The organism is Brevundimonas sp. (genome assembly GCF_052436175.1).
Lineage (GTDB): Bacteria > Pseudomonadota > Alphaproteobacteria > Caulobacterales > Caulobacteraceae > Brevundimonas.
Genome location: NZ_JBQVNM010000003.1, coordinates 23695 through 44702, shown reverse-complemented (window position 1 = coordinate 44702; position 21008 = coordinate 23695). Strand labels below are relative to the sequence as shown.

General features: G+C 68.3%; 21 protein-coding genes. 8 read left to right on the top strand and 13 right to left on the bottom strand.

Annotation, left to right across the window (positions count from 1 at the left end; genetic code table 11):
• Positions 1-119 precede the first annotated feature (119 nt).
• Genes rfbA through rfbC form a run of 4 tightly spaced genes read right to left on the bottom strand, consistent with a single transcriptional unit; the run spans position 120 to position 3530 of the window.
• Positions 120-989: a glucose-1-phosphate thymidylyltransferase RfbA gene (gene rfbA / locus ACT6QK_RS01420; protein WP_444596042.1), complete on the bottom strand. Its 870-nt coding sequence runs from the start codon at positions 987-989 to the stop codon at positions 120-122.
• Positions 986-1888 (bottom strand): dTDP-4-dehydrorhamnose reductase, encoded by a 903-nt coding sequence (rfbD, locus tag ACT6QK_RS01415; RefSeq protein ID WP_444596041.1) that lies wholly within the window; start codon positions 1886-1888, stop codon positions 986-988. Before rfbD ends, rfbA begins: the two co-directional genes overlap by 4 nt.
• On the bottom strand, positions 1881-2939 hold the full coding sequence (gene rfbB, locus ACT6QK_RS01410; protein WP_444596040.1) for a dTDP-glucose 4,6-dehydratase: 1059 nt from the start codon (positions 2937-2939) through the stop codon (positions 1881-1883). Before rfbB ends, rfbD begins: the two co-directional genes overlap by 8 nt.
• Before the next feature lie 9 nt (positions 2940-2948).
• Positions 2949-3530, bottom strand: a complete 582-nt coding sequence (rfbC, locus tag ACT6QK_RS01405; RefSeq protein WP_444596039.1) for a dTDP-4-dehydrorhamnose 3,5-epimerase — start codon at positions 3528-3530, stop codon at positions 2949-2951.
• A gap of 103 nt (positions 3531-3633) precedes the next feature.
• Between rfbC and ACT6QK_RS01400 the strand changes: the two genes are divergently transcribed.
• Complete coding sequence (locus tag ACT6QK_RS01400; protein WP_444596038.1) at positions 3634-5376, top strand: glycosyltransferase; 1743 nt, start codon at positions 3634-3636, stop codon at positions 5374-5376.
• On the opposite strand, the gene ACT6QK_RS01395 is transcribed toward ACT6QK_RS01400, so the two are convergent.
• The 3 genes from ACT6QK_RS01395 to ACT6QK_RS01385 form a co-directional block, all read right to left on the bottom strand.
• A complete protein-coding gene (locus ACT6QK_RS01395) occupies positions 5346-6659 on the bottom strand; it encodes a glycosyltransferase family 4 protein (protein WP_444596037.1) in 1314 nt (437 codons plus the stop codon). The genes ACT6QK_RS01400 and ACT6QK_RS01395 overlap by 31 nt on opposite strands.
• Positions 6656-7126, bottom strand: a complete 471-nt coding sequence (locus tag ACT6QK_RS01390; protein ID WP_444596036.1) for a hypothetical protein — start codon at positions 7124-7126, stop codon at positions 6656-6658. Before ACT6QK_RS01390 ends, ACT6QK_RS01395 begins: the two co-directional genes overlap by 4 nt.
• A 125-nt stretch (positions 7127-7251) precedes the next feature.
• Positions 7252-8412 (bottom strand): polysaccharide biosynthesis/export family protein, encoded by a 1161-nt coding sequence (locus tag ACT6QK_RS01385; RefSeq protein WP_444596035.1) that lies wholly within the window; start codon positions 8410-8412, stop codon positions 7252-7254.
• A 187-nt stretch (positions 8413-8599) separates the two neighbouring features.
• On the opposite strand from ACT6QK_RS01385, the gene ACT6QK_RS01380 reads away from it, so the two are divergent.
• Complete coding sequence (locus ACT6QK_RS01380; RefSeq protein WP_444596098.1) at positions 8600-10348, top strand: gamma-glutamyltransferase family protein; 1749 nt, start codon at positions 8600-8602, stop codon at positions 10346-10348.
• A 7-nt stretch (positions 10349-10355) separates the two neighbouring features.
• Here ACT6QK_RS01380 and ACT6QK_RS01375 read toward each other — a convergent pair whose 3' ends face one another.
• Positions 10356-11834 carry a sensor histidine kinase gene (locus ACT6QK_RS01375; protein ID WP_444596034.1) on the bottom strand — a complete coding sequence of 493 codons (1479 nt, stop codon included), beginning with the start codon at positions 11832-11834 and terminating at the stop codon, positions 10356-10358.
• A gap of 48 nt (positions 11835-11882) precedes the next feature.
• Positions 11883-12620, bottom strand: coding sequence for a TVP38/TMEM64 family protein (locus ACT6QK_RS01370; RefSeq protein WP_444596033.1), 738 nt, complete (start codon positions 12618-12620; stop codon positions 11883-11885).
• A gap of 104 nt (positions 12621-12724) precedes the next feature.
• Between ACT6QK_RS01370 and rpmH the strand changes: the two genes are divergently transcribed.
• From rpmH to yihA, 4 genes are read left to right on the top strand one after another with little or no spacing between them, the layout of a single operon-like run.
• Positions 12725-12859, top strand: coding sequence for a 50S ribosomal protein L34 (gene rpmH, locus ACT6QK_RS01365; RefSeq protein WP_013268133.1), 135 nt, complete (start codon positions 12725-12727; stop codon positions 12857-12859).
• Between the two features lie 54 nt (positions 12860-12913).
• Positions 12914-13348, top strand: coding sequence for a ribonuclease P protein component (locus tag ACT6QK_RS01360; RefSeq protein ID WP_444596032.1), 435 nt, complete (start codon positions 12914-12916; stop codon positions 13346-13348).
• Positions 13345-15168 (top strand): membrane protein insertase YidC, encoded by a 1824-nt coding sequence (yidC, locus tag ACT6QK_RS01355; RefSeq protein WP_444596031.1) that lies wholly within the window; start codon positions 13345-13347, stop codon positions 15166-15168. Before ACT6QK_RS01360 ends, yidC begins: the two co-directional genes overlap by 4 nt.
• A gap of 1 nt (position 15169) precedes the next feature.
• Positions 15170-15835 (top strand): ribosome biogenesis GTP-binding protein YihA/YsxC, encoded by a 666-nt coding sequence (gene yihA / locus ACT6QK_RS01350; RefSeq protein WP_444596030.1) that lies wholly within the window; start codon positions 15170-15172, stop codon positions 15833-15835.
• On the opposite strand, the gene ACT6QK_RS01345 is transcribed toward yihA, so the two are convergent.
• Positions 15832-16413, bottom strand: coding sequence for a hypothetical protein (locus ACT6QK_RS01345; protein ID WP_444596029.1), 582 nt, complete (start codon positions 16411-16413; stop codon positions 15832-15834). The two genes, yihA and ACT6QK_RS01345, sit on opposite strands and share 4 nt — an antisense overlap.
• Before the next feature lie 121 nt (positions 16414-16534).
• Between ACT6QK_RS01345 and ACT6QK_RS01340 the strand changes: the two genes are divergently transcribed.
• Positions 16535-16738 (top strand): hypothetical protein, encoded by a 204-nt coding sequence (locus ACT6QK_RS01340; RefSeq protein WP_444596028.1) that lies wholly within the window; start codon positions 16535-16537, stop codon positions 16736-16738.
• A 6-nt stretch (positions 16739-16744) separates the two neighbouring features.
• Here the strand turns inward: ACT6QK_RS01340 and ACT6QK_RS01335 are convergent, their stop codons facing one another.
• A complete protein-coding gene (locus tag ACT6QK_RS01335; protein WP_444596027.1) occupies positions 16745-17602 on the bottom strand; it encodes a glutamate racemase in 858 nt (285 codons plus the stop codon).
• A 152-nt stretch (positions 17603-17754) separates the two neighbouring features.
• On the opposite strand from ACT6QK_RS01335, the gene ACT6QK_RS01330 reads away from it, so the two are divergent.
• On the top strand, positions 17755-19947 hold the full coding sequence (locus ACT6QK_RS01330) for a M3 family metallopeptidase (RefSeq protein WP_444596026.1): 2193 nt from the start codon (positions 17755-17757) through the stop codon (positions 19945-19947).
• A 63-nt stretch (positions 19948-20010) separates the two neighbouring features.
• On the opposite strand, the gene ACT6QK_RS01325 is transcribed toward ACT6QK_RS01330, so the two are convergent.
• Together ACT6QK_RS01325 and ACT6QK_RS01320 are read right to left on the bottom strand one after the other, a co-directional pair.
• Positions 20011-20343, bottom strand: coding sequence for a UrcA family protein (locus ACT6QK_RS01325; protein ID WP_444596025.1), 333 nt, complete (start codon positions 20341-20343; stop codon positions 20011-20013).
• A 301-nt stretch (positions 20344-20644) separates the two neighbouring features.
• Positions 20645-20953, bottom strand: a complete 309-nt coding sequence (locus ACT6QK_RS01320) for a UrcA family protein (protein ID WP_444596024.1) — start codon at positions 20951-20953, stop codon at positions 20645-20647.
• Positions 20954-21008: the final 55 nt, after the last annotated feature.

Sequence of the window (21008 nt, the reverse complement as noted above, 5' to 3'; positions counted from 1 at the left end):
GATGCTGTGTTTTCCTATCCGGAGCCCGGTGCGCGACCTTAACGCCCCGAGTACCGTTCAGACGGCGATCTCTAGTGAGATCAGCGATCCAAGTCCATGGCCTGCTCCCTTGGCGCGAGTCATCCGCCGAGAACGGTCTTGCGCAGATACTGGCCATAGGTGCTCTTGCCGAGGGCGTCCGCCAGCCGCCCCAGCTGGACGGCGTCGATGAAGCCGTTCTCAAAGGCGATCTCTTCGGGGCAGGCGATCTTGAAGCCCTGACGTTTCTCGAGCGTGCGCACGAACTCCGCCGCCTCGATCAGGCTGTCGGGCGTGCCGGTGTCCAGCCAAGCGTAGCCGCGACCCATGATCTCGACCGAGAGCTTTCCGCGCTCCAGATAGATGCGGTTGACGTCGGTGATCTCCAACTCGCCGCGCGCCGAAGGCTTCAGGTCGGCGGCGATGTCCACCACGTCGGAGTCGTAGAAGTAAAGCCCCGTCACCGCCCAGTTGGACTTGGGAACCTCGGGCTTCTCCTCGATCGACAGGGCGCGCATCTTATCGTCGAATTCGACGACGCCGTAGCGGTCCGGATCCGCGACGCGATAGGCGAAGACGGTGGCCCCGTCGCGGCGACCCAAGGCGCTTCTGAACAGGTCGTTGAAGCCTGCGCCGTAGAAGACGTTGTCGCCCAGGATCAGGGCCGAGGGCGAACTGCCGACGAAATCCGCGCCGATGATATAGGCCTGGGCCAGACCGTCCGGGCTGGGCTGTTCGGCGAACTGTATATCCATGCCCCATTGCGACCCGTCGCCCAGCAGGGCCCGGAACGACGGCAGATCGCGGGGAGTCGAGATGATCAAGACATCGCGTATCCCCGCCTGCATCAGGGTGGACAGGGGATAGTAGATCATCGGCTTGTCATAGACCGGCATCAGCTGTTTCGACGTCACCGTCGTCATCGGATGCAGTCGCGTGCCGGACCCGCCGGCCAGGATGATGCCCTTCATGCGGAGCTCCTTTCAGGATGCAATTCGGCGACGATCTCGGCCACGGCCTCCTGCCAGGGACGGGGAACGACGCCGTAGTCGCGTGCGAGCTTCGCGGTCGAGAGGGTCGAGTTGGCGGGCCGCCTCGCCGGGGTCGGATAGTCGGCCGTCGTGATGCCTTCGACCGCAGCCGTGGGACCGCCGCCCTCGCCGCTGAAGCGCAGGATCTCGCGCGCCAGACCGGCCCAGCTGGTCCGGCCTTCGTTGACGAAATGATAGATGCCGGTCGGGGAGTCAGGCTCGGCGATCATGCGCAGGACGACGGTGCGGATCGCCCGGGCGATGTCCCGCGCCGAGGTGGGACAGCCGTACTGGTCGTCCACGACCCTGAGCGTCGGCCGGTCGGCCGCCAGCCGCAGCATGGTCTTCAGGAAGTTGGCGCGGTGCGGGCTCAGCACCCAGGCGGTGCGCAGCACGACCGAGCGCGGCGCGCCGGTCCGCACGGCCAGCTCACCCGCCAGCTTGGACGCGCCATAGACGCCCAGGGGGGCGACAGGGTCGCCCTCCTGATAGGCTCCGGCCGCGGATCCGTCGAAGACGTAGTCGGTCGAGACCTGGACCAGGGGAATGTCCGCCGCATGGGCCAGTTCGGCCAGGACGGCGGGGCCCAGGGCGTTGGCGGCGAAGGCGGCCGCGACCTCGGTCTCGGCCTTGTCCACGGCGGTCCAGGCGCCGGAGTTGATCACGGCGGCGAAGGGCTGCGACGCGAAGACCGCCCGGATCGACACCGGGTCCGACAGATCGAGCGCATCGCGTCCCGGCGCATGGATGACGACGCCCTCGGGCCAGTCCGCCGCGACCAGTTCCAGTCCCAGCTGGCCGCCGCCGCCGGTGACCAAGATGTGGACGGCTTCAGCCATTGGAGACGCCCAGCCTCTGGGTCTGATATCGGTCGCCCAGGATGTCGCCCCACCAGTCGGTGTTGTCCAGATACCAGGCGACGGTCCGCTCTATGCCCTGTTCGAAGGTCACCGAGGGGGTCCAGCCCAAATCGTCACGGATCTTCGAGGCGTCGATGGCGTAGCGCTGGTCGTGGCCGGGGCGATCGGTGACGAAGGTGATCTGGTCGGCGTAGGGCTTGCCGTCGGCGCGGGGGCTTAGCCGGTCCAGAATGGCGCAGATGGTTTGCACCACCTCGATGTTGCGGCGCTCGGCGTTGCCGCCGACATTATAGGTTTCGCCAGGCGCGCCCCGCTCGAACACGGCCTGCAGGGCGCGGGCGTGGTCGTCCACGAACAGCCAGTCGCGCACGTTCGACCCGTCGCCGTAAACCGGCAGGGCCTCGCCGTTCAGGGCACGGATGATGATCAGGGGGATCAGCTTCTCGGGGAAGTGATAGGGGCCGTAGTTGTTGGAGCAGTTGGTCACCAGAACGGGCAGGCCATAGGTGTGACCCCAGGCCCGCACCAGATGGTCCGAGCCCGCCTTGGACGCCGAATAGGGCGAGCGGGGGTCATAGGGGGTGGTCTCGGTGAAGAAGCCCTCGTCGCCCAAGGATCCGAACACCTCGTCGGTGGAGATGTGGTGGAAGCGGAAGGCGGCCTTCTCGGCCTCGGGCAGTCCGCGCCAGTAGCCCAGCGTCTGGTTCAACATGACGAAGGTGCCGACAAGATTGGTCTGGACGAAGGCGCCCGGCCCATCGATCGAGCGATCGACGTGGCTCTCGGCGGCCAGGTGGGCCACGACCTGAGGTCGGAACTCGGTCAGGGCTCTCCCCACGGCCTCGGCGTCGCAGATGTCGGCCCGGACGAAACCGTAGCGGTTCGAGCCCGCGGCCGGCGCCAAAGAGCTCTCGACGCCAGCATAGGTCAGGGCGTCATAGACCAGAACCTCATGTTCGGTGTGTTCGATCAGGCGACGCACGAGGGCCGAACCGATGAAGCCGGCGCCGCCGGTGATCAGGATACGCATGAAAAACGCTCAGCCTTCCGCCAAGGGCGCCATGGGCGTCCCGTCATACTCGAATGGGCTGTCGAACGCCGCGAGGGTCGGCAGCCTCTGATCCTTGTCCGACAGGACCGGGCCCGATGCGGGCAGGGGCCAGTCGATGCCTAGGGTCGGGTCGTTCCACACGATCCCGCCGTCGCAGTCGGGGGCGTAGACGTCGGTGACCTTGTAGGCCACCTCCACATCGGGCTCCAGGGTGACGAAGGCGTGCCCGTAACCGACCGGGACGTAGAGCTGTTCCCCGCCCTCGGCCGTCAGGGTGGCCGAGACAAACCGCCCGTAGGTGGGCGAGCCGCGCCGCAAATCGACCGCATAGTCGAGGATGGCGCCGCGCACGCAGCGCACCAGCTTGGCCTGGGCATGCGGCGGACGCTGGAAATGCAGGCCCCGGATGGTGCCCTGGAAGGCGGAGAAGGACTGGTTGTCCTGCACGAAGCGGTCGTGGACGCCCACGGCCGCCAGCGCCGTTTCCGAATAGGTCTCCATGAACCAACCTCTCGCGTCCCCGAAGCGGCGGGGTTTCAGCAGAATGGGGGTCGGTGAGGAGGCGGGCATGGACTCGGTCAGACGGCGATCCGGTCGCACGCGCCGGCGCCCCTGAATAAACGGCGCGTCTACAGATGCATAGCCCGCACCATCCGGGTAGGATGAAGATCGGATGACGAAGGATCGACCGCCCTTGGCGCGCAACTGGATCGATGCCCTGCGACAGGTCTGGTCGGACGCAAGGGCCGCCCGGCGTGAGCGCGACCGGGCGCGCCTCGGTGTGGGCGGGGCGGATCGCGCCCGTCGCCAGTTCCGCTGGGCGGAGGCCGCGACCGGCTATCGCACCTATCTGGCCTCCCATCCGGCCGACGCCGGGATCGTGGTGCGGCTGATCCAGACCCTGGTCTCCGCGGGCGAACTGGCCGAGGCCCGGGAGGCGCTGCAGACCGGTCTGGACGCCGCGCCGCTGAGCCCCGCCCTGGCGCGCGCCGGGATCGAGTTGGCTCAGGCCGAGGTGCGGGGGTCTGTTCCAGCTTTCGATGCCGGAGCCGCGACGCCGGAGCCGCCGGTCGCCTTGGCTGGATCGCCGGCGTCGGTCCTGCGGACGGCGCCCGGCGTGACGGTCAGGGCCGGAGCCGGGGCCTGGCTCGACTATGCGCTGGCGACCACCGGCGCCGTGGCCGTCTATGCCGATCACTGGATGCAGTCGGGGCAGGAAGGACGGGAGGGCGGCCCGGTCCTTTTCGGCGCCGCTCACATCGACGACCTGGCCACGACCCCCACGCCGCCGGCGATGGCCTTGTTCTCCGCAGAGGCCGTTCCTGTGAATGAAGGGGATATACGGCAGGCTCTGATCGACGCCTTCGAGGCGGGGCCGGTCCTGCACCTTCCGCTGATCCTGGCGGACGCGCCGTGGAGCCGGCCGTGCGGCCTGCCCGGGATGCCGACGAGCCAAACGGCGGAGTCGACCTCCCGTATCCTCGCCATCGTCCCGACCCGCGACGAAGGCGAGGTGTTGAAAGCCATGATCGACAGCCTTCGCGCGACGGCGAGACATCCAAATCTGATCGACATCGTGGTGGTCGATAACGGCAGTCGTGATCCTGAAACCCTGAGCCTGCTGAACGCCTGGCAGGCCCAGGGCCTTGCCGAAGTGCTGCGGATCGACGAACCCTTCAACTGGTCCCACCTCAATAACCGGGCTGCGGCGGGGCGAACCCAAGACCTTTTTCTCTTCATAAACAACGACATGGTGATGCTGTCTCAGGATTGGGACGCGCGCCTGCGTGCGCATCTTTCGCGACCGGACGCCGGCGTGGTCGGGGCGCGCCTGATCTATCCGGCGGGCAACATCCAGCATGCGGGGATGGCTCTGGGCGTCCTCGACGCCGCCGGTCGTCCGCTGGGTCCGCTCCATGAAGGACTGGGCGCCTCGGGCGCTGATCGGGGTCCGATCGACCGCTGGGTCCGCTCTCGCCCGGCGGCCGCCGTGACCGGAGCCTTTATGGCCGTTCGCAGAGCCGTCTTTGAGCGGGCGGGCGGGTTCGACGCGACGACCTTCCCGGTCTCCTGCAACGACGTGGATTTCTGCCTGAGGGTCAGGGCGCTGGGGCTGACGGTCCTCTATGCAGCGGACATCGAACTGGTCCACGACGAGTCCCATACGCGCGGTCATGACGACGATCCGGTCCGGCAGGCGCGTGCCGATGCGGAAAAGGCTGCGCTGATCGAGATCTGGGGCGACGACGCCCAGCGCGATCCCAGTCGCAGCCCTTGGTGGGTCGCCCATCAGGTCTCGATCTTCCACGGTCTTCGCGCCCCTTCGAAGGACGCGGTGATGGCCGAAATCGCGCGGGGCGCGGATGTGTGGCGGACAAACCGACGTCAGGCGCCCGTCAGGCCGAACCGTCCGTAGAGATTCCCCAGCCGCGCCTTGTAGGCCTCGGCGGAGAAGGTCTCCGCCCGGGCCACGCCCGCCTGGGCGAGATGGCGGCGCAGGTCCTCGTCGCCGTCCAGGGTCCGGATGGCCCCGGCCATGGCGTCGATGTCGTGGGGATCGGCGAGGAGGGCCGCGTCGCCGACGATTTCCGGAAGGGCGCCGCCCGAGGAGGCGAGGACCGGCGCGCCGAGGGCCATCGCCTCCAACGCTGGCAGGCCGAAGCCTTCGTAGAGGGAGGGGAACACTACTCCGCGCGCGGCGCGAACCAGGCTCATGAGTGCGGCCCGGGGCAGATGGTCGTAGCGCCGCAGGCGGCGAGCGGCCCCGGCGTCGTTGGTGATGAGCTCCTCCAGAAAGCCGACCTCCTGATCGGCCATCCAGGCCCGGGCGCCGACGACGACGAGGGGCGATTTCACCCCGCTGCGGAGGTAGGCCTCGACCAGCCGACCCAGGTTCTTCTTGGGCTCCACGGCGCCGAAGAAAAGGAAGTAGCCGCCCCAGTCCAGGCTGAAGACGTCGTCGATTTCGGCGGCGACCTCGGCGTCCGTGCGGTCAAGGGCGGAGGGCGGGAGGTCCGCGGCCTGCCAAGTGGTGGTGATCCGGTCTTCGTCGACGCCCAGCAGTTCAATGGCGTCGCGCCGCGTCGTCTCCGACACCGCCACCAGATGATCGGCCGTGGCCACGACCTTTCGGCACAGGTCCAGAAACCGGCGCTTGTCGTCCAGGGTGGCGTGAGGCAGTCGCAGCGGGATCAAATCATGCAGGGTGTAAATGTTGGGGACGCCCCGGGCCTTCATCGGGGTCGGATGGGTCCAGTGCATCACGCCCGGCGCCCGCTCCGCCGGATCGAACCGGACCGGGGTCATGACCCGGTCATTGGTGAACGCGCGGTTGGCGATGCGGAAAAGGTCCGGGGACAGCCAGAAGGCGTCGGCCTCCGGCGCGCCCGGCCCTTCGGGCCAGAGGACGCGGCCGGTCGGCTCGACCCGGTGCGCCGTTCGGCCGAACCGGGCCAGGGCGGCCTGGACCCGCCGGTTCGACTGGGGCTCGGTCAGGGCGCGCAGCCGCCACCGCGCATCGCCGACCAGGGTCTCGCGCAGCAGGGGATCGTTGGTCACCTCGGTGAGGGGCGCGTGCAGGATCTCACGCCTCAGCCCCAAGGCCGCCACGGCCTGGAGCAGGGTTCGGGAATAGGTGGCGATGCCCGATCCCTTGGGCAGGGCCAGGTTATGACCGTCGATGCAGACCGCGCCGGTCATGAGGCGGCGGGCTTGCGCGGCTTGCGTGCGCTCTTCGTCGCGGTTGACCGAGTGCGGACCTTGGGCGGTGTCGCAGGCGCGGAGACCGCTTCCACCAGCCGCATCCAGGTCATGGTCAGTTCGAACGCGACCTCGAGATCATGCCGCCCGCTCGCGCCGCCGTCCTCGCCATCCAGTCGCGCGAGGCTGAAGGCGATCTGATCGAGAAGGTCGGAGGCCAGGGCGATCACAGGATCGTCGGGGCGTTCGCGGCGTCCGATCTGCGACAGGCTGGCGTAGCGCCACCCGGCCTCGGGCGGATGCTCCAGCACATAGTTCCACTTGGCGGCCGGAGAGACCCCGGCGCCGAGGAGGTCCCAGGTGGAGGTCTCCGGGTTGAAGCCGAGCACACCGGGGGTGTCGGGCAGACCGGCTCGGCGATAGGCGTCCAGGGCCTCGGCCTGGGCCGAGGCCAGGAGCCGTCTCACGGCCGAACCCGGCGCGGTGGCGCCGGCAGGATCCACAACGGGGGTTTCGCCCCGCGGATCCACATCGTCCTGCCCACGCCCCAGTGCGGGCAATCGCCGCAGAAGTTCGCCGAGCGAAGCCAAGATCAGTCCCGGGTCAGCGTGCTTGTGACGCTGATGTCATAGACGATCCCCGTGATCGACCGGACGAACTCGAAGAATTTGCGCATCTCGGCCACGTTCGAGGGCGGCACGAACAGGACGTCGTCAGGCTGGACGACGAAGTTGTTGGCGACGAAGAAGCCGGCCGGCTCGGCCAGGTTCAGGCGATAGACGACCGGAACGCCTCTGGACGTGGCAGGGGCTGTGGCTCCGGCCAGGGCGGCGACCTCGGGACGTTCATAACGGAAGACCAGCACTGATTTCGCATCGGCGACCGTGCCGTTGAGGCCGCCAAGCTGTCCCAGAGCCCCGGTCAGGGTCAGGGTTCCGCTGGGCATCTCCAGCTGGCTGACGCGACCCAGGGCGCCGAAGGACGTGTAGCGGCGCGGCTGATAGACCAGGTTCACCTGGTCGCCCCGGCGCAGGCGGATGTTCTGGTCGAAGCTGGACAGCACCTTGCGCAGCGGCGCCTCGTAGGTGGTCCCGTTTCGGTTCACGGTGACGACGATGTCGTCGATGTTGCGGTTGGGGCCGCCGGCGGCCGCGATGGCGTCGAGCAGATTTTCGGCGCCCGGCTGCACGCGCGCGCGCCCCGGCGTGCGGACCTCGCCCAGAACCACGATGCCGTTGGCGGGACTGTCGGCAACGGTGACGATGGCCTGGGGGTTGGCGACCTTGCCGCGCAGGCTGCGCAGGACCGCAGCCGAGGCCTCGCGGGCCGTCAGGCCCTGGACGCGGACCGCGCCGCCGAATGGAATCGCAATGGTGCCGTCGCGATCGACGACGAGAGAGGGCAGGGTCTGGTTGCCGCCGGACACCGATGCGGCGGCGGCCGAGGTCGAGGCTGCGCGGCTGCCGAACAGGGTTCCGCTGGGGTCGTAGATCGAGACCTGCAGGACGTCCCCGACATTGATCGTGTCGGCCGTCACCGAGTTGGCCAGGGCCGCCAGGCTGGTATCCGCCACGGGGGCCGCCTGCTTGATGCGCTCGCTGAGGGTGAAGTCCAGATCGACGATGCCGTAGGTCAAGCCGCTGGTCTCGACACCGGCATTGCGCACCACGGAACGACCCGAGGGGCCGTCGGCGGGCAGATTGGCGCAGGCCGAGACGAGGGCGGCGAGGGCGACAATGGCGATGCAACGCATGGGGGGCAGTATCCGGACCTTAGATCAGGGTGCTGATTAGCGGGTTTTTCAGCCTCGCGACATGGGTTTGTTGGCGTGACCGGCGCCGCAAGTTGATCGCGGGACTGCGGCTGTCCTCTTGGCCTAGTCGTCGGCGACGGTTAGGCCTTGGTCCGGAAATCCCTGCGGGCGTCGAGCGGACATGAATATGCAGATCAAGCGGTTGCGGCCCTTCGCCCTTGCGGTCCTTATGGTCGCGTCCGCCTGTGCGAGCGCCGACCCAGGTGCGAACCACAGACCGTCGGCAGGCCAGGGCGCGGCGCCCCGACCCCAGGCGACAGGCCCCTTCGTCGCCGCCGCTAACCCCCTGGCGGTCCAGGCCGGGCTTGATGTGCTGAACCGGGGCGGGTCGGCCGTGGATGCGGCGGTGGCGGTTCAGGCGGTTCTGGGGCTGGTCGAGCCCCAGTCCTCCGGCCTCGGCGGCGGCGCCTTCATGATGGTCTATGAGGCCCGGACGCGCGAAATCACCGCCTATGACGGGCGCGAGACGGCGCCGGTGGCCGCGACTCCCGAACTCTTCTACGAAAACGGCAAACCCTTGCCCTTCGTCGATGCGGTGCTCAGCGGACGCTCGACCGGCGTACCGGGCGCGGTCGCCATGCTGGGCGTGGCGCAGAAGGCTCATGGCAAGTTGGCCTGGAGCGATCTGTTTGGAGAGGCCGAGCGTCTGGCCCGCGACGGCTTCGTGGTCAGCCCGCGTCTGGCCGGGATGATCGCCTCGAACGCGCCCCAGGCCCGGACGACGGCGGCGACGCGATACTTCACCAAGGCCGACGGCAGCCGCTATGTCGCCGGCGACGTGTTGAAGAACCCGGCCTATGCCGACACGGTCGCCACCTTGGCGCGGGACGGCGCCGGCGCCCTCTATTCCGGCCCGATCGCCGAGGCCATCGTCGAGGCCGTGCATGAAGGCCCTCGCCCGGGCGCCCTGACCCTCGCCGATCTGGCGGCCTACAAACCCATCGAGCGGGGCGCCCTGTGTCGGCCCTTCCGGGTCTATGTCCTGTGCGTGCCCCCGCCGCCGTCCAGCGGGGTGGCCGTGCTGCAGCTGATGGAGATGGCCGAGCATGCGCCGGACCTGGCCGAGGGGCCGAACAGCGCCGCCGCGTGGGTCGCCTTCGCCCAGCTTCAGCGGCTGATGTACGCCGACCGCGACCGCTATGTCGGCGACCCGGCCTTCGTCGGCGTTCCGGTCCAGGGTCTGCTGGACGAGACCTATACGGCCGAGCGGGCGGCCCTGGCGCCGGGTCTGACCGGGGCCGCGACAGCGGGCTCGCCTCCGGGCGGGGTCTTCATGGGGCCCGACGCCACGCGGGAGCCGGCGGGAACCAGCCATTTCGTCATCGTCGACGCCGAGGGCAACGCCGTCTCCATGACCACGACGGTCGAAAGCCTTTTCGGCTCCGGCCGGATGGCGGGGGGCTTCTTCCTCAACAACCAACTGACGGATTTCTCCTTCACCCCGACCCGGCCTGACGGCGGCCCGGCGGCCAATGCGGTGGCGGCGGGCAAGCGGCCGCGCAGTTCCATGTCGCCGCTCATCATCCTCGATGCGACCGATGAGCGGCTGGTCGGGGCCATGGGATCCCCCGGCGGATCCTCGATCTTGGCCTACAACGCCAAGGGGCTGATCGGGACCCTGATCTGGGGCCTGCCGGTCCAGGCGGCGTTCGATCTGCCCAATCTGGTGGCCAAGGGTCCGGGCTTCGGCGCCGATACGGAGCGGTTCAGCCCGGCCCTGCGCGACGGCATGGCGGCGGCGGGCATCGTCATCCAGCCCAATGCGTCGGAGAACTCCGGCCTGCACGGCGCCCTGTGGCGGCGGGGCGCGGACGGTCGCTGGGGCTGGGACGGCGGGGCCGACGACCGGCGCGAGGGCCAGGCGCGCACGCGCTGACCCGGCGTCACTCCGAAGCCGCGGCCGGCAGTTTCAGCTCGAACGTGGTTCCGCCCGGCCCGGTCTCGACCAGCCGCAGTTCGCCGCCATGATTGGCCGCCAGCTCGCGGGAGATGGTGAGGCCCAGGCCCGTGCCGTCGGAAGCCTTGCCGCTGACGAAGGGTTCGAACAGGCGCTCGGACAGGCGGGACGGGATGCCCGGGCCGTCGTCGGCGATCTGGATGGCGACATGGGCGCCGTCGGCCGCCGCCGTGATGCGGACCGTTCCCTTGCCCGTGCGGTCGCCGCGAGTGGCGTCGGCCTCGATGGCCTGGCGGGCGTTGCGCATCAGGTTGACCAGGATGCGGTGCAACTGGTCGCTGTCGGCCGTGACGGTGAAGCGGGGCGGGATGGACCGGATCAGCCGGACCCCGCCCGCGTCCAGCCCCGCATCCTCGGCGGCGTTGGCCGCGGCGGTGGACAGGGGGATGCGGGTCAGGACCGGCGCGGGCTCCTCGGACTTGCCGTAGTCGAGGACGTTTCGGGTCAGGGCGGCGGCGCGACCCAGGGCCCGCTCCAGCCGGGGCATGGCCTTGGCGACCTGGGGGTCGGCGGAATCGGCCAGGCGTTCGGACGCCATCTGGGCCGAGGTCAGCATGTTCCTGAGGTCGTGGTTGATCTTGGCCACGGCCTCGCCCAGGGCCACCAGACGGGCGCGGGCGCGCAGGGACTGACGCACCTCGTCCTGCATCCGGGCGAGTTCGCGCTCGACCCGGCCGATCTCGTCGTGGCGGTCCGAGGGGGTCGGGGCGACGGTCTCCGGGTCGGCGGCGAAGCCCTCGATGGAACGGGTCACCCGCCGCAGCGGCTGCAGCACCAGGAAGGACAGGCCGGCGTAGAGCAGGGCCCCCGCCGCCATCGAGATCAGGGCCGAGACCAGCAGGCCGTTCAGCAGGAAGGCGCGCAACTCCAGCTTCAGCGGCTGGGCGGGCGCCACCACGTCGATGAAGTCGCCGGAGCGATAGCGGGGCTTGGCCCGGACCCGGATCGATCGGTCCGGGGCCCCCGTCAGGGTCCGCACCGGATCCCACAGCCGGGCGGCGAGGCTGGAACGCCTAAGGTCGATGAAGTCGGGCGCGCGGGGCAGGACCGGCGCGCGCAGCAGCTGGCGCAGCACCCCCTGGTCGCTGATGGCCACGGCCGACACCCCGCCGATGCGCAGCAGCTGTTCGGCCGTGTCGTCGTCGACGGCGTTGTAGGGCAGGGCCTCGACCCCGACCGAGGCCAGCTCCGCCGCCTGCAGCCGGTCAGACAGCCAGCGCTCATGGAACGAAGCGGCGCTGGGGGCCATGATGAGGGCCCAGACCGCCACGGTGAAGACCACCGTCAGGATCAGCAGGCGCGACGACAGCCCATCCGGCGCATGGGGGCGAAAGCGGAGCGTCTCGCCCACGAGGCGCGGCAGGCGGCGGCGGATCGCATCGATACGGGCCGGGGCGGACGTCATGCCCTTCGCATCGCAAGGTTCGGAGCCGGGATCAATGACATCCGCTTATCAATCACCTGTCGCGGGGGCGGACTTGCGCCGCGCCCAGGCCGCCTGACCCGACTTCAGGGCGAAGGGCAGGAGGACGGCCAGGACGAAGACCCCGGCCATGGGCGCCCAGAACTGGTTGAACAGGGACTGGATGTCGGGATCGGGGTCCGTGACCAGAAGGGCGTTCAGCCGCGCCCCGATCCAGCAGTAGATGATGTGGGCGGGCAAGAGGCCGATCACGGTGGCGACGGAATAGGGCAGGAGCCGCACGCCCATGACCCCGGCGGCGATGTTGATCATGTGGAAGGGCACCACGACCGCCAGGCGCGAGGCCAGCACATACCAGAAGGTGTCCCGGTCGATGGCGGCGCAGACCCGGGCCATCATGCCCCCCTTGCGATCGGCCGCGTCGCGCATGGACCGTCCGAGCGCCGAGCGCGCCACCCCATAGACGATCAGGGCGCCGAGCGTGGCGGCGACGGAGGTCGAGACCCCGCCGACCCATGGACCGAACAGATAGCCGGCGGTGATGGTCACGAAGAAGACGCCCGGCACCACGCTGGCGGTCAGGATGGCGAAGGCGGCCATCAGCAGGAGCAGGCAGACTATATAGTGCTCGGCCGTGAAGGCCCGCAGCGCCCCCCCGTGCTCGCGCAGGGCGTCGAGCGACAGATAACGGGTCCAGCCCATGCCGAAGATCAGGGCGATCACGGCGGCGAGGAGGATCAGGGGGCCGAAGCGCCTGATGCGGTTCATGTGCGCTCCAGCGTTGACAGGTCGGGCCGCCGCCCTTATACGCCCGCCCTTCCTGCGACGGACGTGTTTTTGTCTGGCGCACCCACCAATCTCAGGAGCCGACCGTGAAGCGGACCTATCAGCCGTCGCGTTTAGTGCGCAAGCGCCGTCACGGCTTCCGTTCGCGGATGGCCACCAAGAACGGTCAGAAGATCGTTGCGCGCCGCCGCGCCAAGGGCCGCAAGAAGCTGACGGCCTGAGCCCCCGGGCTTTCGCTGTCCTTCTTGTCGCCTGATGCGTCCGGAGCCGGGCGCATGACGGACCTTCCAAAAATCGAACGTCTGACTTCGCGGCCCCAGTTTCTGGCGGCCGCGAAAGGCGTTTCACAGGCCCGCGGCGCGGTGGTCGTCCAGCGGCTGGACCGGCGCGACGGCCTGCCGCACATCGGCGTCGGCTTCACCGCCACCCGCAAGGTCGGGGGGGCGGTGGTCCGCAACCGCGCCAAGCGCCGCCTGCGCGAGACGGCGCGGGCCCTGATCCCCCTTCATGGTCAGCCCGGCAGCGACTATGTGCTGATCGCCCGCATGGGCACGGCGGGGCGCGAATGGGATCGTCTGCTTGACGATGTCAAATCGGCCCTTACAAGGCTCGCGACCCCGCCGGGCGCGGCCTCCGACCCTCGGAGCGAGCCCCAAGCCGAAATCAAGGCCGCCCGCGAAACGCCTGCCCAGGACGACGGACCCGCATGAAAACCGAAAACACCCGCAACACGATCATCTTCGTCGTGTGCATGGCGGTGCTACTGATCGCCTACCAGTTCTTCGTCATGGGCCCGCAGGCCGAGAAGCGGAAGGCCGAACTGGCCGCGCAGAAGGCCTTGGCCGAACAGTCCGGTCAGCTTCAGGGCCCGGGCGCCATCGCCCCGGGCGGATCGCCCGCCGCCGTCTTCGTCACCGACCGCACCCGCGCCTTGGGCTCGGCGGCCCGCGTGCCGATCCAGAACCCCAAGGTGAAGGGCTCTCTGTCGCTTCAGGGCGGACGGATCGACGACCTCTACCTGACCACCTACCGCGAGACGATCAAGCCGAACTCGCCCTTCGTCGAGCTGTTCCGGCCTCAAGGCATGGAGCACGCCTACTTCGCCCAGTTCGGCTGGATCGGCCAGAACGTCCCGGGCGGCGTGCCTGGCCCCAATACGGTGTGGAGCCTGACCTCTGGCTCGACCCTGACCCCCGCGACGCCCGTGACCCTGACCTGGGACAACGGTCAGGGCCTGCGCTTCACGCGGGTGGTCTCCATCGACGACCAGTATCTGTTCACGGTCAAGGACACGGTGGCCAACCTGGGAACCCAGGCCATCACCCTGGCGCCTTACGGCCGGGTCGAGCGTCAGGGCGTGCCGACGGTCCTGGGCAAGAACCAGATCCTGCATGAGGGCGGCATCGGCACCTTCTCCAAGGGCGACGGCTTCTCCACCACCCAGCTGAAATACAAGGACTGGGCCAAGAAGCCGCTGGAGAAGTTCGAATCCACCGGGGGCTGGCTGGGCATCACCGACAAATACTGGATGGCCGCCCTGATCCCGACCCAGTCGGAAAAGGTCCAGGCCGAGTTCCGCGTCGATGACGCCGCCCGCTACGACATCCATTCTGCCCAGCTGATGGGCCAGACCCACACGATCCAGCCCGGCGCCACGGCGACCGAGACCCAGCGCCTGTTCGCCGGCGCCAAGCGCAACGAAATCCTGGCCGGCTACGAGAAGTCGCTGAACCTGCCGCGCTTCATATACGCCATCGACTGGGGGATGCTGTTCTTCCTGACGCGGCCGATCTTCCTGCTGGTCGAGTTCTTCTATGGCCTGGTCGGCAACTTCGGCGTGGCCATCCTGCTGCTGACCCTGACGATCAAGCTCGTCATGTTCCCCTTGGCGAACAAGAGCTACGAGAGCCTGTCGAAGATGCGCAAGCTCCAGCCCAAGATGGAGGAGATCAAGAAGGCGCATAAGGACGATCCGGCCAAGCAGCAGCAGGAGACGATGGCGCTCTACCAGCGGGAGAAGATCAATCCCCTGGCCGGCTGCCTGCCCATCCTGGTCCAGATTCCGGTCTTCTACGCCCTCTACAAGGTACTCTACGTCACCATCGAGATGCGGCATGCACCCTTCTTCGGGTGGATCCGCGACCTGTCCGATCGCGACCCGACCAATATCTGGAACCTGTTCGGCCTGATCCCCTGGGATCCCGCCTCGGCGCCCCTGATCGGCGGTCTGATCGGCGGACATGGAACCGGCTTCACCCTGGGCCTCAGCGTCCTCGCCATCGTCTACGGCTTCACCATGTGGCTGCAGACGGCGATGAACCCGCCGGCGCCCGATCCGGTCCAACGCCAGATCTTCCAGCTGATGCCGATCCTGTTCACCTTCATCATGGCCGCCTTCCCGGCCGGCCTTCTGGTCTACTGGGCCTGGAACAACATCCTCTCGATCGCCCAGCAGTATGTGATCATGCACCGCTTCAAGGCCGAGAACCCCATCGACGACTTCCTCGCCCGCTTCGGCAAGAAGGCCTGAGGTGACGGACGCGGCCCCGGAAACCGAACTCGGCTTCACCGACGAGGCGATCGAGGCTGCGCGCGTCCTGTTTCAGCGTCAGGCGACCTTCGTCATGGGGGCGGCCAAGCTCGACCAGCTGCCCGAACCGGACCTGCCGGAGATCGCCTTCGCCGGGCGGTCCAATGTCGGCAAGTCCAGCCTGATCAACGGCCTGGTCGGCATGAACAAGCTGGCCCGCGCCTCCAACGAGCCGGGCCGGACGCGCGAGGTCAACTTCTTCGACCTGGACGGCAAGATGCGGCTGGTCGATCTGCCCGGCTACGGCTGGGCCAAGGCGTCCAAGACCACGGTCAAGAAGTTCCAGGATCTGGGCCGCGACTATCTGCGCGGGCGGGTGACGCTGAAGCGCGTCTATTTGCTGATCGACAGCCGTCATGGGCTGAAGAAGGTCGATGACGAAGCCTTGGACGCCCTGGATCTGGCCGCTGTCTCTTATCAGATCGTCCTGACCAAGGCCGACAAGCTCAAGAAGGGCGAAGGCGAGAAGATGCGCGACAGGACGCTCAAGGCCATCGCCAAACGCCCTGCCGCCTTCCCCGCCGTGGCCCTGACCTCGGCCGAGAAGGGCGACGGCATGGCCGAGCTGCGCGCCGAGATCATGCGCACGACCGGGGTCGGGCTCTAGCCGCCCGGCTTCAGTCCCTCCGTCGAGGGCCAGGCGAAGGGTTCGTCCGACGGCGGCTCGCCATAGTGGATGAAGTGGATCAGACGGCTGTACTGGTCCTGCATGACGCCGTCGACGGCGTCGGCGAAGGCGCCCAGGCCCGGACCGCGAACCACATAGGACATGACGACCTCGCCGCCGCTGCCGGTCCAGCCGAACTCCCAGCGGGCCAGGGTGGTCTTGCCCTTCAGCGGCCCGAGCGCGGCCTCGAACAGGACGCCCAACTCGGGGTCGGCCTCGCGGACGATCCCGTGCTCGAAGATCGTCCCGTCCGCCAGTTTCTCGCAAAAACAGCCGCCCGGCGTGAGCGAGAGCGTCAGGTTGGCGATGTCGCCGGTATAGGTGTGGTCCGGGTTCCACCACAGGGGCAGGTCGCCCACGGCGCCCCAGACATCCTCGGCCGGCGCCTCCATGGCCGAGGCGTAGCGCAGAACGAAATGGTCCTCGCTCCGCTCGATCACCTCTGCGGCGGCCGAGCCGCCGATGCCGACAGGGGCCAGGACCGCCAACGCGGCCAGCATCGTCGCAAATCGTGTCATCGGCGCCTCCTCCGGTCTGATTGGAACGCCGGAACTTCCGGTAGGTCAACGGCCTGTGATCGACGCCTGCTTGCCGACGGGGGCGTCTGGCCTATGGTGAAGGCGCGAGGGGATGCATTTCATGGACAAGCCGACACACCCGCCGGGCCCCGGCGTCTGGACCCTGCTGCAGCAGCGCATCGACCGCGCCATGTGGCAGCAGGACGAGACGGATGCGTCCGGCCGCGAGATCAGCCGCTTCCTGATCGTCAATCCGCCCGAGACCCTGACATACGACACCTTCGACGAGGCCGAGGCGATGTTCGAGGCTCTGGGCGACGGCTGATCGCGATCAGGCCGCGTCGAAGGTCAGGGGCGCGCCCCAGAACTGGCTCACCATGTCGGACTGGGCGCCGGCCTTGCCCGAGGTCAGGAAGGTGCGGCGACCGCTGGAGCCCAGATCGTATTCGGGGTGGCGCGCGAAATACCGCTCAAGCGCATCGGCCACCGCCGTGGGCTGATGGATCAACCGCGTCTTGTCCGGCAGGGCCGAGGCGAACAGGTCGGCGATGATCTCGTAGTGGGTGCAGCCCAGGATGGCCGTGTCGGGGTGGCGGCCGATCCGGCGGCGCAGGGAATCGACATGCTCGTCGACCACCACCTTGAGCTCCTCGGGCGTCGCGCCCAATTCGATCAGTCCGGCCAGACCGGGGCAGGGCTCGGAGAAGACGGCCAGATCCTCGCGCCGCTTGTCGATCTCGATCTCGTAGACGCGGCTGAGCGCCGTGGCGGCGGTCGAGAAGACGCCGAGGATGTCGATGGCCTGCTTCTTGTCGTCGCGGGCCGTCATGTCGGACTCATAGGTCCAGGGCAGGCCGGTGGCCGCCTCGATGGTCGGGACGATGATGCCCAGCACATTGACCGGTCGGCCGTAGCGGGCCTGCTGCGAAGGGATCCAGGTCTGCTGCAGCCGGCGCAGGGCGACGGCCGAGGCGGTGTTGCAGGCGAGGACCGCGATGCTGGCGCCGGCCTGGAACAGGGTCTCGCAGCCCTTGCGGGTCAGATCGACGATCTGTTCGCCGGTCTTGCCCCCGATCGGCGCATTGGCCTGATCGGCGAAATAGACGAAGTCCCGGTCGGAGAACCGGGCCACGAGTTCGCGGTGGACCGTCAGTCCGCCGACGCCGGAGTCGAAAACGCCAATAGCCATGCGCGGGCCTTAGCGCATTTCACGCGACGGCTGGAGCCGGAAATCGTGCGACGGGCGCCGGGATTGTGTGAAATATTACCGTCCGTTCATGTGACGGGCTCGCGACATCGGCCTAGGGGATAGACCAACATGATCTTCATCGGGAGAAATCGATGCACAGACGCCAGCTTCTCATCGCGGGCGGCAGCCTGATGGCCCTCACCGCCTGCTCGACCACGGGCGCGACCGGCGCGCCGGGCCTGCCGGGCGCCGCCTCCACCGGCCCCATCTCCCTGGCCGAGGAGGCCCGTCTGGCCCTGGCCGTGCTGCCGGCCCAGACGCCGAAGGCCGAGCTGCTTCAGCCCTGGACCGGCCCCTATGACGGCACCCCGCCGTGGGACAAGGTGACGCCCGCCAAGCTGCGCGAGGCCATGCTGGAGGCCATGCAGCTGGCGCGCGCCGACGTCGCCGCCGTGGCTGACAATCCCGAGGCGCCGACCTTCGCCAACACCATGGCGGCCCAGGAACTGTGGGGCCAGCCGCTGGACCGCGCCTTCAACATCTACAGCGTCATGACCGGCAATATCGGCGGCGACGAATATGATGCGCTCGACACCGAACTGTCGCCCCTGACCTCGGCCTTCTTCGACGAGATCAGCTTCAACGAGAAGCTGTTCCAGCGGGTCAAGACGGTCGCCGACAACGCCGACGCCATGGGTCTGAACGCCCAGCAGAAGCGTCTGGCGGAACGGGCGCGCGACGCCTTCATCCGTTCGGGCGCCAATCTGGACGCGGCCGGCAAGGCCGAGCTGGGCCGGATCAACACCGCCCTCTCCAACGCCTTCACCCTCTTCGGCCAAAAGGTGGTCGCCGACGAGAACAGCTGGACCCTGATCGCCAACGAGGCCGGGACGGCCGGCCTGCCGGCGTCGAACAAGGCCGCCGCCGCCTCGGCCGCGCGCAGCCGCAACCTGACCGGTTGGGCCATCCTGAACACCCGTTCGGCGGTCGATCCCTTCCTGACCTTCGCCGACGACCGGGCCCTGCGCGAGCAGGTCTGGAAGAAGTTCGTCAACCGCGGCGACAACGGCGACGCCAACGACACCAATGCGACGATCGCTGAGATCGTGAAGCTGCGTGACCAGCGGGCCAAACTGCTCGGCTATCGCAACCATGCCGAACTGCGCATGCAGGACACCATGGCTAAGACCCCGGCGGCGGCCCAGGCCCTGATGGACCGCGTCTGGGCCCCGGCCAAGGCGCGCGTCGCCGAGGAGGTCGCCGACATGAAGGCGATCGCCGGGTTCGACATCGAGCCCTGGGACTATCTCTATTTCGCCGAGAAGGTCAGGAAGGCGAAGTACGACCTCGATCAGAACGAGCTGAAGCCCTATTTCGAGCTCAACGCCGTCCGCGCCGGCTCCTTCGCCATGGCCGAGCGCCTGTATGGCTTCACCTTCAAGAAGCTGCCCAAGGGCGCCGTCGCGGTCTTCGAACCCAACGTCGAGGTCTATGAGGTTCATGACAAGGCGACCAACCGCCTGATCGGCCTCTACTACACCGACGACTACGCCCGCCCGGGCAAGCGCTCCGGCGCCTGGATGACCAGCTACAGGTCCTTCTCGCAACTGGACGGCTCCAAGGCGATCCTGGTCTCGAACAACAACAACTTCACCAAGCCTGAGCCGGGCGAGCCGGTGCTGATCTCGCTGGATGACGCCGAGACCCTGTTCCACGAGTTCGGCCACGCCCTGCACTATCTGTCGTCGGTGGTGACCTATCCGTCGTTCGGCAATACGCCGCGCGACTTCGTGGAGTACCCGTCGCAGGTGCATGAGCACTGGGTGCTGAGCCGGCCGATCCTTGACGGCTATCTGAAGCACTACCAGACCGGCGCCGCCATGCCCCAGGCCCTGGTCGACAAGATCCAGGCCTCGAACACCTTCAACCAGGGCTATGCGACGGTCAGCTACCTGTCCTCGGCCATCGTCGACATGGACCTTCACACCCAGGCTGTGCCGCCGACCGACATCGACGCCTTCGAGAAGGCGTCGCTGGCGCGGATCGGCATGCCCAAGGAGATCGTGATGCGGCACCGCCTGCCGCAGTTCAATCACCTGTTCACGTCCGACGCCTATTCGGCCGGCTACTACAGCTACCTGTGGTCCGAGGTGATGGACGCCGACACCTGGGCCTATTTCGAGCAGTCGGGCGACGTCTTCAATCCGGACATCGCGGGCCGGTTCAAGAGCCAGATTCTGGCGCCGGGCAACACTACCGATCGCGGCGAGGCCTATCGCGCCTTCCGCGGCCGCGACCCGGACGTGGCGGCGCTGCTGCGGGTGCGGGGCTTCCCGGTCAACTGACCCAGCGGGAAGACGCGAAAAGGACGCCCGGGACCACTGGTCCCGGGCGTCCTGCGTTTCAGCTTACGCCTGGAAGTTCGGGACCCAGGCCAGGATGCGGCCGCCCGAGCGGGCGCGGGCATAGTTGTCGCGACGGGCCTCGGGCAGGGCGTTCTCGAACTCACGGGCGACGGCGGCGCGGCACTGTAGCCCGGCGACGGGCGACAGGCCCTGGCAGGCGCTGCGGGCGGCGCGCTGAACACGGGCGTCGAAGGCGTCGGCGCCCTCGGCCGTGGCCAGGTCCAGATCATTGATGCGGACGCGGTGGCGGCTGTCCTGGGCGGTCGCGGAACCGCAGGCCAGGAGGGAGAGGCAGGTGGCGAGGGAAAGAGAGGCGGCGAGGGCGATCGTTTTCATGACCGGCTTCCAGATGATCGTCGCGGGGAGGTGCGACGGCCGGTGACTAGGCGGCGTTGGTGACGCTCTCGCCGCCATCCTGTGATGGTTGGATCAAGCTTTGCTGACGCCCGGCAATACTCAGCAAATCTGTACCGCCGAAGACGCGGTCTGGTGATTGCTTCTTGCGCGACAGCGACCGGTCCGGCGATAGCACCGTCTCCTTGAGGCCGCTGTACAGTTCGATGCGGCCGGCGCGGACATGCGAAAAGGCCCGCCGGATCGGTCCGGCGGGGCCTTCCGCGGTCGGGAAGCGTTGGCGTTACAGGGTCAGCGATTGGCGATGGGCGACGTATCGGGCGCGGGTCGGGGTCGGGAGTTTCGACACGGCTTCGGCGCGGACGGCGGCGACGCAATGGGCGGTGTCGTTCAGGCGGCTGGCCGGGCGGGTGGCGTTGCGGCACATCGTCTGGGCCGCCTTGTCGATGCGGGTGTCGAGTGCGGCGGCGCCGGCGGGGGTGGACAGATTCAGATCACCAAACGGGATGCGGGTCGACCCATTGGACGTTTGGGCGGAGGCCGCGCCGGCAAGCGCGGTAAGGGCGAGGGCGGTGGCGAGGATCAGTTTCATGGCGGGCGTCTCCTGAGAAGTGCGTCGCTCTTGTCGGCGACGGACAGATCTCTGG